This is a genomic window from Amycolatopsis panacis (assembly GCF_003600245.1).
GTDB classification, from domain to species: Bacteria; Actinomycetota; Actinomycetes; order Mycobacteriales; family Pseudonocardiaceae; genus Amycolatopsis; species Amycolatopsis sulphurea.
On the sequence record NZ_QZFV01000077.1, the window covers coordinates 36,126 to 53,307 of the forward strand.

The 17,182-nt window shown below is 69.5% G+C and carries 11 protein-coding genes; 3 read left to right on the forward strand and 8 right to left on the reverse strand.

Annotated features, from left to right (window positions below; genetic code table 11):
• Positions 1-229 precede the first annotated feature (229 nt).
• Entirely contained in the window at positions 230-1,069 is an 840-nt protein-coding gene (locus tag D5S19_RS13560; RefSeq protein WP_120023703.1) for an LLM class F420-dependent oxidoreductase, read from the forward strand.
• A 429-nt stretch (positions 1,070-1,498) separates the two neighbouring features.
• Here the strand turns inward: D5S19_RS13560 and D5S19_RS13565 are convergent, their stop codons facing one another.
• Positions 1,499-2,725, reverse strand: a complete 1,227-nt coding sequence (locus D5S19_RS13565) for a metal-dependent hydrolase family protein (protein WP_120023704.1) — start codon at positions 2,723-2,725, stop codon at positions 1,499-1,501.
• 146 nt (positions 2,726-2,871) lie between these two features.
• Here D5S19_RS13565 and D5S19_RS13570 point away from each other — a divergent pair, with 146 nt between their 5' ends.
• Positions 2,872-4,368, forward strand: coding sequence for a S10 family peptidase (locus tag D5S19_RS13570; RefSeq protein ID WP_120023705.1), 1,497 nt, complete (start codon positions 2,872-2,874; stop codon positions 4,366-4,368).
• 55 nt (positions 4,369-4,423) lie between these two features.
• Here D5S19_RS13570 and D5S19_RS13575 read toward each other — a convergent pair whose 3' ends face one another.
• From D5S19_RS13575 to D5S19_RS13595, 5 genes are all read right to left on the reverse strand, one after another.
• Complete coding sequence (locus D5S19_RS13575) at positions 4,424-6,313, reverse strand: S9 family peptidase (protein WP_120023706.1); 1,890 nt, start codon at positions 6,311-6,313, stop codon at positions 4,424-4,426.
• The gene (locus D5S19_RS13580; protein ID WP_120023707.1) at positions 6,313-8,244 is read right to left on the reverse strand and encodes a S9 family peptidase; all 1,932 of its coding nucleotides are present in this window, start codon (positions 8,242-8,244) and stop codon (positions 6,313-6,315) included. Before D5S19_RS13580 ends, D5S19_RS13575 begins: the two co-directional genes overlap by 1 nt.
• A gap of 15 nt (positions 8,245-8,259) precedes the next feature.
• Positions 8,260-10,086 (reverse strand): S9 family peptidase, encoded by a 1,827-nt coding sequence (locus D5S19_RS13585; protein WP_158605526.1) that lies wholly within the window; start codon positions 10,084-10,086, stop codon positions 8,260-8,262.
• Between the two features lie 152 nt (positions 10,087-10,238).
• Positions 10,239-10,742: a GbsR/MarR family transcriptional regulator gene (locus tag D5S19_RS13590; protein WP_158605527.1), complete on the reverse strand. Its 504-nt coding sequence runs from the start codon at positions 10,740-10,742 to the stop codon at positions 10,239-10,241.
• A gap of 194 nt (positions 10,743-10,936) precedes the next feature.
• Positions 10,937-11,392, reverse strand: coding sequence for a hypothetical protein (locus D5S19_RS13595; RefSeq protein ID WP_158605528.1), 456 nt, complete (start codon positions 11,390-11,392; stop codon positions 10,937-10,939).
• Positions 11,393-11,670: 278 nt separating this feature from the next.
• Between D5S19_RS13595 and D5S19_RS13600 the strand changes: the two genes are divergently transcribed.
• Positions 11,671-13,419 (forward strand): hypothetical protein, encoded by a 1,749-nt coding sequence (locus tag D5S19_RS13600; RefSeq protein ID WP_120023711.1) that lies wholly within the window; start codon positions 11,671-11,673, stop codon positions 13,417-13,419.
• Here the strand turns inward: D5S19_RS13600 and D5S19_RS13605 are convergent.
• Complete coding sequence (locus D5S19_RS13605; protein WP_120023712.1) at positions 13,394-15,310, reverse strand: NB-ARC domain-containing protein; 1,917 nt, start codon at positions 15,308-15,310, stop codon at positions 13,394-13,396. The two genes, D5S19_RS13600 and D5S19_RS13605, sit on opposite strands and share 26 nt — an antisense overlap.
• Before the next feature lie 73 nt (positions 15,311-15,383).
• Positions 15,384-16,388 (reverse strand): glycosyltransferase, encoded by a 1,005-nt coding sequence (locus D5S19_RS13610; protein ID WP_147397383.1) that lies wholly within the window; start codon positions 16,386-16,388, stop codon positions 15,384-15,386.
• Positions 16,389-17,182: the final 794 nt, after the last annotated feature.

Sequence of the window (17,182 nt, forward strand, 5' to 3'; positions counted from 1 at the left end):
GGGCACCTCATCCCGCAGGAGTCGCCCCTCCGCCGTGCGCGAGGCCGTTTCGAGGTGCCGGCCGCGGCCAGCCGCCGAGTGAAGGCCGTCCGGCGCGGAGTGGGTGACCGAGCGGCGGGAACCCGGAGCGCAGGGCCGCACCCGAGCGTCGACCTTGGAATCCTTGTCCCGCAAGCGAACCGAAAATCGGCACCCGCGCCGGAGTTACTCCAGGTCTACCCTCGGAACCATGCGATTCGCCATCAAGACCTCACCGCAGGACACCACCTGGGCCGACATGCTCGCGGTCTGGCAGGCCGCAGACGAGATCGAGCTGTTCGAATCCGGCTGGACCTTCGACCACTTCTACCCGATTTTCTCCGATCCGACCGGCCCCTGCCTGGAAGGCTGGGTCACGCTCACCGCGCTCGCCCAGGCCACCCGGCGGCTGCGGCTGGGCACCCTGGTCAGTGGCATCCACTACCGGCACCCGGCGCTGCTGGCGAACATGGCCACCACGCTCGACATCGTCTCCGGCGGGCGGCTCGAAATCGGCATCGGCGCGGGCTGGAACGAGGAGGAATCCGGCGCGTACGGGATGCGGCTCGGCCCGGTCAAGGAACGCAGCGACCGGTTCGAGGAGGCCTGCGAGGTGCTCGTCGGCCTGCTCACCCAGGAGACCACCACGTTCCACGGCGAGTACTACCAGCTGACCGACGCGCGCTGCGAACCGAAGGCGGTGCAGACCCCGCACCCGCCACTGTGCATCGGTGGCAGCGGCGAGAAACGCACCCTGCGCACCGCCGCGAAGTACGCCCAGCACTGGAACTTCGTCGGCGGCACCCCGGAAGAGTTCACCCACAAGCGGGACGTGCTGTATCGGCACTGCGCGGACGTCGGCCGCGATCCACGCGAGATCACGCTGTCCTCGCACGTGCGCTACTCCCCGGAAGCGGGCGTCGCCAAACTCGCCGCGGACGCCGAAGCACTCGGCGAGGCGGGTGTTGACCTGGCGATCGTCTACCTGCCGCCGCCGCACACCCCGGCGGTACTGGAGCCGATCGCCAAAGCCCTCGAACCCCTACGCTGACCAGCTCGCGCCGGGGCGGAGAACACGTCACGCCCCGGCGCGGCGACCGCGGGCACCCTGCGCTCCGGGCCAGGAGCACCTGCTCCCGGTCAGGACGGCGAGTGCGCACCTTCCCGCTCCGCATCACGAACACCACCGCCCTCGGCGAGGACGGACAGATCCGCCGGCGGGTCCCCGGCCGACGGACCAGCTTCCAGCCACGACAGCGAGTACACGACCTCGCCGCCGCACAACACCAACTCCGCCCCAGGCGAGAGTGGACAGGTCGAAGTCCACAACCTCCCCACCCCAACTCACGAACTCCGGCACCCGGGCGAGAACGGACAAGCCCGCCAACGAGCCACCAGACCCGCCCCCATCACGACGGCGAGCCCACAACCTCGCCGCCCCACAGACCCGCCCAACCGACGAATCCACCACACCGCCCCGTCACGACGGCGAATGCACAACCTCCCCACCCTGCATCACGAACTCCACCCCGCCGTTGACGAGAACCGACAGATCCGCCAGCGGATCCCCGTCCACCAGCAGGAGATCCGCGCACGCGCCCGGCGCGACGACGCCGAGTTCGCCGGTCCGGTCGAGCAGTTCGGCGTTCACCACGGTCGCCGAGCGCAGTACGTCCAGTGGGGACTGAACCCGCCCGCGCAGCAGGAATTCGCGGCTCTGCGCCGGATGCGACTCGCCGAGCAGATCGGTGCCGAACCCGAGGCGGACCCCGGCGTCCACGGCGAGCCGCACGGCCCGTGCGCCCTCGGCCTGGACTCGTTCCAGCTTCTCCAGGCTCCGGCTCGGGTAGTTCCACCGGCGTCCGATTTCCGCCAGCTGCTCGAAGACGACGAGGGTCGGCACCAGGAAGGCGTCGTGTTCGGCCATCACCTGGGCGGCCTTCGCGTCCAGGAGGTTCCCGTGCTCGATCGACCGGACCCCGGCGGTGACCGCCTGCACGATCGCGTCCGGCACGAAGGCGTGGGCCAGCACGTAGGTGCCCCGGGAGCGCGCTTCGCCGACCGCGGCGCGCAGCTCGTCGCTGGTGTACTGGACCATGTCGACCGAGTCGGCGGGCGAGGAGACACCGCCGCTGGCCATCACCTTGATCTGGTGCGCGCCGTTCTTCAATTCCTCGCGGACCGCGCGGCGAACCGCGTCCGCACCGTCCGCGACCTGCGCGAACCAGGTGGTACGGAGGTTGCAGGCGCAGGAGGGCGACTCGTCGTCCTCGGGAGCGAGGTCGCCGTGCCCGCCGGTCTGGCTGATCACCCGGCCGGAGCGGAACACCCGCGGGCCGGGGATCACCCCGGTGTCGAGCGCCTCGGCGATACCGCGATCGAGCCCACCGGCGTCGCGGACGGTGGTGAACCCGCGCCGGAGCATCCCGGACAGGATCCCGGCCGCTTCGATGGCCCGCCGGGTGGTCGGCCGCCGCATCATCACCGGCAGGTCGAGAGTGGACACCGTGGCGTGCACGTGTGCGTCGATGAAGCCCGGCAGCAAGGTGCGGCCCCCGGCGTCGAAGGCGGGCGCGGTGCCTGTGAGGCGACGCCCGGGAGCCACCTCGACGATCCGGTCGCCCGCCACCCGCACCGAGGATCCCGGCACCGACTCGCCCGTCGCCAGGTCCGCCAATGTCGCGCCGTGGATGATCAGATCCGTCATGAAACCGTCCTCCCGGGCCGAATTTTTGCCATAGTAGACTAGGTTTAAGTCAGCTTCCAGGGTTTACACCGATCCCTTGTGCCCTATTTACCTAGGGCATATCTTGGCCTAAGTCAGGTATCACGGACGATCAAGGGAGCGCGAACGTGACCGACGAGGACAAGCAGCCCACCGGCGGGCACGAGCCACCGGTCGGCGCGTCGACCACCGGCACCTGGGGCGAACTCGGCTACACGGCAACGGCGAAATGGCTTGTGCTGCACAAGGACGACAAGCCTGCGGCCGAGGTCTTCACGACCTCCTACGTGGCCGAGAGCGACGGGCCGCGGCCGGTCACGTTCGTCTTCAACGGCGGGCCCGGCGCCGCTTCCGCCTATCTGCACCTGGGCCTGGTCGGCCCCCAGCGCGTGGAGTTCCCGCCGGACGGCACGATGCCGGCGTCGCCGCCGCGGCTGGTGCCCAACGAGGAGTCCTGGCTGGCCTTCACCGACCTGGTCTTCCTCGATCCGGTCGGCACCGGGTTCAGCCGGGTGATCGAGCCCGACGGGAAGGGCGAGGACGGCAAACCACGCAGCAAGGGCGTGGAATCGGACGAGTACTACGGCGTCGCCCGCGACCTGGCGGCGATGGGCGAGGCGATCGGGCGCTGGCTCTCGGAGAACAAGCGCTGGGGCTCGCCGATCTTCGTCGCCGGCGAGAGCTACGGCGGGTACCGCGCCGGCCGGCTCACCCGGCTCCTGCAGGAGCAGTCCGGGATCGCGCTCTGCGGCACGATCCTGATCTCCCCGGCGCTCGAACCCGCCTACCTCGCCGCCACCTTCGAGGGCACGGGTGACTACGACATCGTGCCGTGGATCGACTACGTGCCGACGATGGCCGCGGCAGCCGCGTTCCACGGCCGTTCGCGGGCCTTCCCAGCCGGTACTCCGGTCGAAGAAGTGCAGCGGGGCGCCGAGGAGTTCGCCACCGGCGACTACACCACCTTCCTCGCCCGCGGCGCCGCGATGCCCGCGGACGAACGCGAGCGCACGCTGAACCGGCTGGCCGACCTGCTCGGCCTGGACCCGGAGTTCGTCACCCGCTCCGAGGGCCGGATCGGCGTCTTTCAGTTCATGCGGCAGCTGCTGCGCGACGAGCAGAAGGTGGTCGGCGCCTACGACGCGGCGGTCACCTCGTCCGACCCGTTCCCCGGCCGCGCGAACTTCCACGGCGCGGACCCGACCCTCACCGGGCTGGGCGCGGTCTATACCACCGCGATCAACCAGCAGCTGCGCGTCAATATCGGGGTGCGGACCGACCGCGAGTACCGGCTGCTCAACAGCGAGATCACCCTGGCCTGGAAGGACGACGAGGCCTTCCACTACGTCCAGTCCACCCGCGGGGCGGCCGACGACTTCCGCTACGGCCTCGCGATGAACCCGCACATGCGCGCGTTCATCACCCACGGACGCTACGACCTGATCACCCCGTATTACACGACCGACCGGCTGCGCAACCTGATGCGGCTCGACCCCGGCATGGCCGACCGGCTGACCGTCCAGCACTTCGACGGCGGGCACATGTTCTACGCCTGGCAGGAGAGCAGGCGGGCGTTCACCACGGCGATCGCCGAGTTCGTCGCCACGGCCATTCCCCGGAACTGACCACACGGCGGAGGGGGGCGGCCCGCGCCGGCCGCCCCCTTTCGCCATGCCCGGCTCAGGCGCCGCGTCCGCCGAGGTGCTCGGCGAAATGCCGCTCCACCGCGCGGAAGAAGGCGAACTGGTTCTCCGGATTCTGGAACCCGTGCCCCTCGTCCTCGGCGACCAGGTACTCCACCGGGGTCCCGCGTTCCCGCAGGGAGGCCACGATGTTGTCCGCCTCCGCCTGGACCACCCGGGCGTCGTTCGCGCCCTGGGCCACCAGCAGCGGGGTGCGGATCCGGTCCACCATGGTGATCGGCGACCGGGTCAGCATCTCGGCTTCCTGCTCCGGATCCTCCGGGTCGCCGACGTAGAGGTACCAGCTGTTGACCATCTGCGGCTTGATGAAGTCCGGCAGCGTGCGCATGAAGTTGGGCAGGCTGGAGATCCCGCAGTAGTCGACGGCCGCGGCGAAGTAGTCCGGCGTGACCGTGACCCCGACCAGCGCCGAGTAGCCGCCGTAGGACCCGCCGTGGATGGCGATCCGCTCCGGATCCGCGTAACCCTGCTCGACCGCCCAGTCCGCGGCGTCGATCAGGTCGTCGTGCATTTTCCCGGCGAGTTCCTTGATCGCCGAGGTGATGTGCTTCTTCCCGTACCCGGAGGAACCGCGGAAGTTCACCTGCAGCACGGCGTAACCCCGGTTGGCCAGGAACTGCGCCTGGGGGTCGTAACCCCACATGTCGTGGCACCAGGGGCCGCCGTGCACCTTCAGCACGAGCGGCAGATTCTTCGGCTCCACACCCACCGGCAAGGTCAGGAAACCGTGCAACGGCAGGCCATCCCGCGCCGGGAACCCGACCGGGGTCATCGGCGCCAGATCAGCCGGATCCAGCTGCGGATACGGCCGGAACAGCAGCCGGCTCTCCCGGGTGGAGTGGTCGTAGTAGTAGGTGAGACCGGGTTCGCGATCATGCGCGAAGGTGGCCACCCACCGTTGTTCGGTTTCGTCCGAAGTGGCCGACGCGAGCACCCCATCGGACAATGTGGACAGTTCGGCGTAGACCTCCGCGAAATGCGGGTCGAGCGGCTGCACGACCGGCCGGTCCCCGGTGAACCGGGCCGAGATCACCTCACCGGTACGCCTGCTGAAAAGCAGGGTCGGCGGCAGGGTCGGCATCACGTACCCCATGGTGCACAGGCTGTGCCCGTCGAGCGCGGCGACCACCGTCTCCTCGCCGGTCGCGGCATCCACACGCACCAGGCGCAGGTCGTCACCGTCCTGATAGGACCCGACCAGCAGGGCCTTCCCGTCCGGGGTCAGGTGCGCCGGGTAGCTGCCCACTGGGTGCTCCGGACCGTTCAGCCGGAAGAACGGCCGATCGCCGTCCGGGCCGTCGAGCACGCGGTACTCCCATGACCCGTCGGCGGCCAGCGAGCAGCTGACCACCTCGCCCGAGCGGCCAAACAGGTAGCTCGTCGTCATCGACGGGTTTTCCCGGTACAGCGTGGTCTTCCCGGTGGCGACCTCGATCAGGAACGCGTCCATGAACAGCGGGCGGCGGTTCATCACGACCAGCACGGTGCCCGGCATCGACTTCATCGGCTCGATGCCGTACACCCGCGAGCCCGGAGCCATCGGGGTCAGGTCCACCGCGGGCTCGTCCGGCGCTTCGAGGTCCACCCGGTACAGGTGCCAGTCCTCGTTGCCGTCGGTGTCCTGCTGGTACAGCAGCCAGCGCGGATCGTCGGTCCAGTGGTAGGTCCGGATACCGCGGCGGGTGTCGTGGGTGACACAGACCGCGTCCTCGTGCTCCTCGTCCACCCCGCGCACCCAGACGTTGGTCCGGCCGCCTTTCGGTGCCAGGTAGGCGATCTTCGTCCCGTCCTGGGAGATCGAGGCCCCGGAGAACACCGGGTCCGCGAAGATCTCCTCGACGTCGAACAGTCTCGGTGGCCCGCTCATCAGAAGTCCTTTTCGGACTGCCGGCCGCCCAGGTGCTCGGCGAAGTGCCGCTCGATGGCACGGTACATCCGGTTCAGGTTCTCGGGGTTCTTGAAGTCGTGCCCCTCGTCCTCGGCGACCAGGTACTGCACCGGCACGCCGCGCTCGCGCAGCCCGTCGACGATCGCGTCGGATTCGGACTGCGGCACCCGGGCGTCGTTCGCGCCCTGCACCACCAGCAACGGGGTGCGGATCCGGTCCACCATGGTGATCGGCGACCGGGCGAGCATGTCCGCCCGGTCCTGCGGGTCCTCCGGGTCACCGGCGTAGGCCAGCCAGTTGTTCACCAGCGTCGGCTTGACGAACTCCGGCAGCTTGGCCATGAAGCCCAGCAGGCTGGAGATACCGACATAGTCCACCGCGGCCGCGAAGGTGTCCGGCGTGACGGCCACCCCGACCAGAGTGGAGTACCCGCCGTAGGAACCGCCGTAGATACCGAGCCGCTTCGGGTCCGCGTAACCCTGCTCGACCGCCCAGTTCACCGCATCGATCAGGTCGTCGTGCATCTTCCCGGCGAGTTCCTTCACCGCCGAGGTGATGTGCTTCTTCCCGTACCCGGACGAACCGCGGAAGTTCACCTGCAACACCGCATAACCCCGGTTCGCCAGCAACTGCACTTCGCGGTGGTAACTCCACAGATCGTGCGCCCACGGTCCACCGTGGACATACAGCACGAGCGGCAGGTTCTTCGGCTCCACACCCACCGGCAGGGTCAGGAAACCGTGCAACGGCAAGCCATCCCGCGCGGGGAACCCGACCGCGGTCATCGGCGCCAGCTCCGCCGGGTCCAGCTCCGGGTGATCGCGGAACAACAGCCTGCTCTCCCGCGTTGCACGGTCGTAGTAGTAGGTGACGCCGGGATCGCGGTCGTGGATGAAACTCACCACCCATCGCTGCTCGGCCTTGTCCGAGGACACCGAGAAGATCTCGCCCTCGGACAGCGCGGCCAGTTCGGCGTAGATCTCGGCGTACTCCGGGTTGATCACCTTCAGGACCGGCCGGTCACCGACGAACCGGACCGCGACCACCTCGCCCGTGCGGCTGCTGAGCATCACCGAGGGCGGGTATCCGAAGTCGGCGGTCAACATGCCCATTGCGCACACGCTCTGCCCGGGCTCCGCGGCGATCACCGTCTGCTCCCCGGTGTTCGCGTCCACCCGCACCAGGCGCAAATCGTCACCGTCCTGGTAGGACCCGACGATCAGGCTGCCGCCATCCGGCGCCGGCAGCTCCGGGTAGAGGCCCACGGGGTAGGCCGGTCCGCCCTCGGCGAGGATCAGGCGCTCGGTACCGTCCGGGTCGATCGCGTGGTACTCGGTGATGCCGTCCGGCTTGAGCTGCAGGCGGAAGCGCAGCGCGCCGTCCGGCGTGGACAGCACGTTGGCCAGCGGATTGGGCTGCTCCCACACCAGCTTCTGGTCCCCGGTCGCCAGGTCGACCTCGAACAGGTCGAAGTAGAGCCCCCGCGGGTTCATCGAGATCTGCACCGTGCCGGGCCGGTCCTTCAGCACCTGGAAGGCCATCGCCCGGCCGCCCGGCTCCAGTGGGGTCAGGTCGAGCGCGGGCTCGTCCGGCGCTTCAAGGTCCACCCGGTAGAGGCGCCAGTCCTCGTTGCCGCCACTGTCCTTGCGGTACAGCAGCCAGCGTGGGTCCTCGGTCCAGGAGAAGCTGTTCACCGCGCGGTCGGTGCTGTGCGTGACGCACACGGCGTCCTCGTGCCCCTCCTCGACCCCGCGGATCCACACGTTCAGCCGGCCGTGCTTTTCCGCCAGGTAGGCCAGCTTCGTCCCGTCCGGGGAGATGGACGCGGACGAGAACTCCGGGTCGGCGAACAGCTCCTCGACCGAGATCAGCCGGGGCAGGTTTTCCGCGGGTGCTACGTCTTCGGGCATCCGGCGCTCCGATCATCAGGTGGAAAGGACGTGCTCGGTGTAAAAGGCATGCTCGGCTTCGAGTGCGTGGACGAGATTCTCGGCATGGGCGAACAGATGCCCTTCCCCGCGGTACACGTGGTGCTCGTGCGCGACCCCGCGTTCGGCGAGCACTTCGGCGATCACCTCGGCCTGATCCGCGGGCACAACCTCGTCGACTTCGCCCTGCAACAGGATCAGCGGGGCCGTGATCCGCTCGGCCCCGGTGATCGCCGAACGCTCGTCGTAGAGCGCGCGCGCGTCCGGCAGTGGGCCGATCAGGGAATCCAGGTACCGGGACTCGAATTTGTGCGTGTCCGCGGCCATTTTCGCCGCGTCGGCCACCCCGTTCATGCTGCCACCCGCGGCGAACACGTCCCGGAAGGCCATGGCGCACAAGGTAAGCCAGCCGCCGCCGCTGAGCCCGCGGACGATCAGTTTGCCCGGATCGGCGAGCCCGCGCTCGACCAGGTACTGCGCCCCGGCCACCGCGTCGTCGACGTCGACCACGCCCCATTCGCCCTTGAGCGCGTCCCGGTAGGGCCGGCCGTATCCGGTGCTGCCGCGGAAATTCAGCTCCAGATACCCGTAACCGCGGCTGGTCCAGTACTGCTGGCGCAGATCCAGCGCCGGCACTACGTGCGAAGTCGGCCCGCCGTGGCAGTTCACGATCAGCGGCACCGGCCCCTCGGCAGGCACGGACGGCGGGTACCAGAACGCGTGCGCGACGGCCCCGCCGGTGGTCGGGTAGGTGATCGGCTCCGGCACGGAAACCCGGCTCGGGGCCGTGACCCCGCTGGCCCGCACCACGGTCCCGGGACCGCCTTCGGCCGGATCCAGCAGCACCACCGTCTGCGGATGTTCCGGACCGCCGACGAGCACGGCGATCCGGTCGCCCAGCACGGTCGGCGACCGGAACTGGGTGTACGGCGTCCGTACTTCCTCGATCGTGCCGTCCGTGCCGAGGATCCCGAGGTGTTCGAAGCCCCGCTCGATCCACTTGCACACGATGCGGCCGTCTTCGAAGACGTCGAAATTGCGCAGGCCGAGGAACCACAGCGGCTCGCCCATTTCCGCGTCCATGGTGATCAGCGGCTCCGGCTCGCCCTGCCGGTACAGGTTCCACCAGCCCCGCCGGTCGCTCAGGTAGAGCAGCCGCCCGTCCGGCGTCCAGGTCGGCTCGACCACCGACTCGGTGGCCGACCCGGCCACCCGCTCGACGTTGCGGACGCCTTCGGCGACGACGTCGGCGACCCACAACGTGGTGCCGTCCCAGGGCATCTGCGGGTGGTCCCAGGTGAGCCAGGCCAGCCGCGTGCCGTCCGGCGAAAGCCGCGGCGCGCCGACGAAGTCGTGTGCGCTGTCGAGCACCACCTGCTCGTGCGGCGCGGCAAACGCGACCCGCACCAGCTCGTTCGCGATCCGGCCGGGCAGGCGGTGGTCCTCCCGGACCGCGTAGAAATACTCGTCACCCGCGACGAAATCGGCCCACCGCAACGCTTTTTCCGCCGCCTCGGGGGTCAGCGGGGTGCCGTCGGACAGGCTGCGCACCCGCTGGTCCTCGCCGTCGCAGGCGAGCACGTCGCCGTCCGGCGTCACGCAGAACGGGATCCCGCCGTAGCCGACTCCGTTGCTGCACGAACGATCTTTCTCGGTCAGGTCCGCGGGCTCGGTGCCCGGCTGCCAGCCGACCAGCACCGCCCGGCCCTCACTGGGCCTGCTCTCGATCCAGGCGAGTCCGTCACCGGCGCGCCGCAGCCAGGTGAACCCCCGCGCAGCGCCGAACACCTCCGCCGCGGGCACCGCGGCCGTCGATTCATCCACTCGGAGTAACTCCATCTCGACCAGCGGGATAGTTCCCCGTTTACAACCTAGCCAGCTGGGCCGAAACCGTCAATCTCCATGGGCAGAGATAGTTCCACGGAGATGTGTCAATAAAGGACGAATATTTCCGAGCGGCGCCCCTGCCGGCCGGTTCAGGCACCCGGCTCACGGTACTGCCCGGCCCGCCACTTCTCGTAGCGTTCCAGGACCTCCGGCAGCTCCCGGTACACGAACCGGTAAAAATCGCGCATCTCGCGGATCTTCTGCCCGGCGGGCCCCTCCGGCCGCGTGCCGCCGCGGGTTTCGTCGAGGGTTTCGTCCAGCAGCGCCAAGGTGTCCTCGACGATCGCGAAGGAGCCGCGGAACATCCGGGGCCACACGTTCTCGCGCAGCCGGTAATGATCGCGCCGGGTCTCCGGAGAGACCGTTCGGTCTACCAAGTCCATTTGCAGCAACAGCCGCCCCGAGTTCGACACCGCCGCCGGGCTCAGCCCGAGCAGCTCCACCAGCTGCCTGCTGGACAGATCCGGTTCGCCGGTGGCCACCAGCGCCCCCAGCATCCGCGCCGCGGCCTTCGGCATCCGGCTGCCGAACCGCTCGGCCAGCTGCTCGATGAACTCCTGCGGCCAGGCCGGATCGGCTTCACCCCGCCGCATGCCGTCACGGTACCAGGATGCGTCATTCATCCCGCGGTAAACGTCATCCATCCGTGTGTGACGGGTCGGGAGCAGCGCGCGAGCACCGCCTGTGCCCGCAGCACCACCGGCCGATCGATCATCTGCCCCTGAAACACCGCGACCAATCCGTTGGCCGCGGCGAGAACCCCTTGCGCCCACTAGATTTCCGCGGCCTACGGGGTGAAGCCCCGGCGCACCGCGGGTACCTGGCGGGGGTGGATGCGGATCTTTCCGGTGAAGCCCAGCCGCACCGCTTCGGCGACGTCTGCGGCCAGCGCGTCCGCATCGTCCAGCGCCGTGGTCACCCGTCGATCGGGCCGGCCTCCCTGCGGCAGCCGCGGCCAGCACGACGGCGGACCGTGCGTACCGGAGCGCCTCGTGCACCCGATGGTCCACCCCGAGCTGCCGAACCCCGGCCGCACCACCGACGGCACCGCGCACACCGCGATCGCCTGCGCAATCCCCAACGCCGTTTCCAGCAGCGGGATCAGCGGGGTCCCGGGCGGCTCCACCCGGGAGAGCACTTCCGGATCTTCGGCCTTGGGCACCATCACCGCCGCCGCCCGCGTCCCGACCGCGGCGACGACGACGCCGACGGACCACGACGTGCCCGGAGCGTTGATCCGCACCACGGCCGGATGTCCCGACGTTCCCCGACCACCGGCACGCCCGCCTGTCTGCTCGATCCCGACAGCTCGGGCAGCACGCCGGCCTGCCCATCGACCTTGCCCCTCAACGAAGGAGCCGCACCCATGTCTCGTCCATCCGCGGCCGCGTCGATCGCCTCGGCCCATCCGTGGTGCGCCTGTTACTCCGTCCACTGTGGTCATTTCGAGGGCCGGTCGGCACCCTGGCCCGGTCGGCTAGGATGCCAGCCGGACGAACCGGATCGGCGAGGGGACCGAAGGTGACTGCGCAGGACCCCGTCTCGGTGCCGATCGGCCCGCACGCCGCGCGCTGGCGGACACTCCCGACCCGGCGCAGCGTGGTACTGGTGGCACACAACATCACCACGCTCACCAGGCTGCTCGACATCGTGCCCACGTTCGAGAACGATCCACGCGTCCAGCTCGTCCTCACCGACGCCCAGGCGGACCCGTTCCGCGACGGGCTCCCGGCCGCACTCGCCGCCACCGGGCTCGTGACCATTCCCTGGAGCCAGGCGAAGCTCACGCCATTCGACCTCGCCATCAGCGCGAGTCATCACGGCGACCTCACCGATCTGCCCGCGCGGCGGGCAATTCTGTCGCACGGCATCGGATATACTAAGTATCCTCCGCGGAGACCGGAGACCGGAGACCGGAGACCGGAGACCGGAGACCGGAGACCGGAGACCGGAGACCGGAGACCGGAGACCGAGGCGTTCGGGCTGTCCGTCGAGACGCTGCTCAGCGCCGGTGTCCCGCGGGCGGACGCGTTCGTGTTGTCCCATCCCGATCAGCAGCGCCTGCTCGCCGCGCGGGCGCCGTCGGCGGCCGGTGCCGCGGTCGTCGCCGGTGATCCCTGTTTCGACCGGCTGCTCGCGAGTCTCCCGCTCCGCGAGCGGTACCGGCGCGCGCTCGGGATCGGCGACCGCAAGCTGATCGTGCTGAGTTCCACCTGGTCCGGGGATTCCCTGCTCGGTACCCGTCCCGAGCTGCCCCGCGAACTGGTCGCCGAGCTGTCGCCCGAAGAAGCCGTGTGCGCGCTGATCCTGCATCCCAACCTGACCCACGGCCACGGAGCCGGCGCTGTCCGCGGCTGGTACGCCGACTGCCTGCGCGCGGGCATGCTCATTCTCGACGAAATCCACGGCTGGCGGGCCGGGCTGATCGCCGCTGATCTGGTCGTCGGCGACCACGGCTCCGTAACCGGGTACTCGGCCGCCCTGGGCGTTCCGACGTTGCTGGGCAGTTTCACCGAGGTACCACCGGAAACCGCGATCTCCGCACTCGGCGAACTCGCGCCGCGGCTCCCCCTGCACGGCCCTTACCTGCCCGTCCTCACCGAAGCCATTACAGACCCGCCCCGTTTCGACCTTGTGGCGGACCGGACGACTTCCGCACCCGGACAAGCCTTATCCTTGCTACGCAAGGCTTTCTATCGCCTGCTGGACCTGGACGAGCCGACGGCCGAGATCTCCGCAGCCCCCGTTCCCGTGGTCTCCTCCCTGCCCGGCAGCGGTGGTGGCACCGCCGATTTCGTCTCGTCCGAGATCGACCCGGCAGCACGGATCGTCCGGCTGTCCCGCCGTCCGGCCGAGGTACAACGGCCGCCTCGCGGCATCCACCCGGAATCGACGGCGACCACCCACCTCGGCTGCTCGATCGACTATCCCCGCACGGCGCTGCGCACCGGCGCCGCAGTGCTCACCGCGCCGTATTCCGATCTCGGATCCGACCCGGATGCCTGGCATGAATCGATTTTCCGGCAACATCCGGTATGCGCGGTGAGCGTGGCATGGTCGGAAGATTCGGTGACCGCGCGAGCCCGTGCGGGGCACGAATACCTGCTCACTGCACCCGGGATCGCCCCGCCGCTGCTGGGTGCGGTGGTCCACACGTGGCTCTCCGCGGGGTTGCCGCCGGAAGCGCTCGCACCCGAGGTCACCGTGGACCTCGGCGGCCGACGTTACCCGGTCGCCATCCGCGTCATTCGTACTCAGCGGCGCGCTTGAGATAGGTATCCGCGTCCGCGATCCGGTCTTGCCGCCGGGCCAGCTCGGCCAGCTTGCGGAATGCCGCGTTCGCCTGCCGGTGCATTCCGGCCCGGCCGTACCCGGTGGCGGCGCTCTGCCACTTCTCTTCCGCCGCCTGCGCATCGCCTCGCTCGTCGCTCAGCTGGGCAAGCCAATCATCGCACCGCGCCACGTTTCCATCTTCGTGCGCGGCGGCAAAGTACTCCCGCGCTTCGGAAAACGCGGACCACGCCTGTTCGGGCTGCTTCGACTTCGCCGCGATGCGGCCGTAGTGCATCATCAGCAATGTCCTGGCCCGAACCTGCTGCGCGGGATCCTCCATCAGCGCCACGGCGGCGATGCCGGAATCCAGCGCGGCGAGCGCCTCCGGCATCCGGCCGAGTAGCTCGTAACCCAGCGCCAGCCACGTGTATGCGCTTTCCCGGCCCGGCTCGTACCCGGTCTCCAGCGCCAACGTCGCGTAGCGCACGGTGTTCTCGCCATCGCCCATACCTTCGGACAGCTGGGCGAGATCACGCAACAGCTGCCAGCGCACACGCACCGGCGACGACAGCTCCACCGCACGTTCGTAATGACCGATGAGGGTGTCCGAACGATGGGTCTGGTACGCGAACGAGCACAGCGCCATCGGGGCGACCAGCGCCAGCTGCTTGATCTGCCGATCCGCGCAGAATTCCGCCGCGGCAAGCAGATTCGGCCATTCGACCGCGTACTCCCGGGCCGCCTGGGCAACCGAATCCTGCTGTCCCGGTGCGTAGGCGGGCGGAATCGTGGCGTAGAGATCCTCTCCACCGCAGGGCGCAGGCCGCGGCAGATAGCTCTGTTCGAGCGCGATCGAGCGGTGCACCAGCCACTTGGCCGCGGCGTACTCCGCTTCCTCGGCCGCCGCCGGTTCGTGCTCGAAGGACATCCCGATCGCGTGTTCGCGCAGCAGCATGTGCCGGAAGCGATACCGGCCGCCGTCGCGGATTCCAAGCAGGTAGCGATCGACCAGGTCGTTCATCCGGGCGACCGCGGCGCGCTCGGTACAACCGAGCACCTCGGCGGCCAGCGCAATACCGAAGTCGTTTCCGGGAATCCGGCTCAGCAGGCGGTAATCAGACTGCTGTTCCGCCGGCAGCTCATCGTGAATCACGCGGAACACGGCGGACGGCGACAGCGTACTGATACCGGGCAGATCGTGCAGGCTCAACTTGTGCACGAACTGTGCCGGATCGACCCGGCCCCGGGCGAGCTGGCCGGCGCTGGCGGAGATCAGCAGCGGCGAGCCACCGCACTTCTCCCGGAGCACCTTGACCGTCTCCTCCGACAGGTCGACCGTGTCCGCGATCGAGCGGAGCAGCTCGCCGGTCGCATCGTCGTTGAATCCGTCCAGTTCGAACTCCACGAACCGCCGGAAGCAATCGCCCTCCAACCGGCTGCGACCGGTCACCAGCACCGCACTTCCAGGCGCCTCGACCAGCAGTTTGCTCACCTGCTCGACCCGCGACACATCGTCGATCACGAGGATCGTGCGCTTGCCGTGCAGGCATCGGCGGGCCGCGGCGAGCCGCGATACCTGGTCGGCCGGGATGTCCCGCTCCGGCACACCGCGCTGGAGCAGCAACTGCCGCGCCAGTTCCCCGGCCGGCGCGGATCCGTCCGCTTCCAGGAAGAACCCGCCGTCCGGATAGTGCTCCGCGAGCAGATGCGCCAGGTAGAGCGCGAACACCGTCTTGCCGACGCCGCGTTCCCCGACAATCCGGATCAGCAGTGGCTCACCCGCCGCACACGCCTTTCGGTGCAGATCGCCGGCGTCGAGGATTTCGTCCGTTCGATTGACGAACGACGGCAGCATCGGAAAATACCAGTGTTCGGGCAGCGTCACCACGAGTCCCTCCCTCAGTTCGTGCCCTCCGCACTTTAGCGTGCCCGCGGCACAATCCGTGACCGGATCAGCACGGTCAGCCGAGTTCCGCCAAATGGAGGAGTTGCCGTGCCGCGGCACGCGGACCGGGCGCCGCGCGGACCCGCGCACGCAACTCGGCGACCTCCGCCGCCCGGCCTTCGACCAGTGTGTCCAGCCGTCCAGGAAGCCCCCGCACCGAGCCGAGCATGGTCGCGACGCCGAGACCGACCAGTCTCCGCGCGTTGCGGGCCTGTTCCCGGCTCCGTGGGTGCAGCATCATCGGGACGCCCGCCCAGGCCGCTTCGAGCAGCGAATTCATTCCGCCGTGTCCCAGGAAGACATCCACCCGTTCGAGCAGGACACGCTGCGGAACCGTCTGGAACGCAAGGACATTCGGCGGTAACGAGCCGAGCGCCGCGACCGGGGCCGACCCCGTCGCGAGCACCAGTTGCCAATCGCTGCCGGCGAATGCGTTCGCGAGTTCCCGCAGCCACCGCGTACTGTGCGCGAAGACGGTGCCGAAGGACGCGAGCGCGACCCGGCCCGGCGGCAGGTCCAGCCGTTGCGGAGACTGTTCCGGGGCGAGCAGCGGCCCATGGAACCGGACCCGCCCCGTCAGGCCGCGGGGAGGCTCGAACGTCGGCATTCCGTTGACCAGCACCGGTTCCCGCCCGGCAGCCGAACGCGGCACCGTCGTCCACAGCCAGGCGACGCGAGTGCCCGGCAACGCACGCCCCCAGCGCGTATGCGGGTCCGCGACGATGAGCCGCGGCGGGCGCCGCGCGACGTCATCACCGAACGTTCGCTCGATCGCCGTCGCGGATCGCCTCCGCTCCCGCCATCGGTCGACGCGAGTGGACAACGCCCATCCAGGGGGCACGTGGGCGCCCCGGTCGGAGCCCGCGATCAACGGAGCCACCCCGCACGCGGCGGCGACACCCGCGTAGTTCACCGGCAGCACCATCCGCACCGACACGCCCAGCCGCGCCAGCTCGGCGGCGACGGCCAGGAACGGACCGAGGTGACCACGCGCCGGGTAGGGGACGAACACAACACTCACCAGGTGAGGTTAGCGGTCCATTGTGGTCACTCCGGGCGTCCGCCGCTTACCCTCGCGCCCCTCACCCGCGCCCCTCACCCGCTCCCAAGGGCTGTGAAGGGTCCCTTCACGGACTCTGCGGCTGTGAAGGGACCCTTCACAGCCGTTCAGCCGTGCCCGGTCCGGTTCCAGGCCGCGTCCGGACGAGGCCCCGGTGCCGTGTCCGGCTCGCGATCTTCGGACCGCGGCGACCCCGGTTTGATCACGCACCGTCTAGCAACCTGCGCGGGATCCACCTTTCGTGACCATCCTTTTCAACGCCCGCGCTCCGGTGACGGAGGCGCTCCCGCAACCGGGCCGGTGGGCCAGACCACCTGGCAACCGCCGCCGTCCACGGTGCCGGGCCGGGTTCTTCAGGGCCTGTTCCACCACAACCCGCGAGGGTTCGGGACTCACCCGAACGGTCGCGATTCAGATCACTCTCCGCAGTCGGAACATTCGGGCGGATCGATCGTTGTACTGGGTGTCGGTACGTGGGTGCCCCCGGGCCTCACCTCTTGCCTGCCAGGAATACCGGTCCGGCCGGAGCCTGGTTGTGCCATTCGCCGCGAGGCGGCCCCCGTACCGGCACCGAGTACCACCCGTCGCGCGCGTTCCTCCCCTCAGGCGCGGGACGGGACCCGGTGCTCCTGCTCGCCGTCGGCCGAACCCCCAGCGGTGCGGCGGGGAGCGGGAGCACGCCCCGGGGCCTCTGCGGGAATTTTCCCGTCGTGGTCCCGGTTGAGGAGAGGATGCAGGTGGTTCGGTTCGCCGCC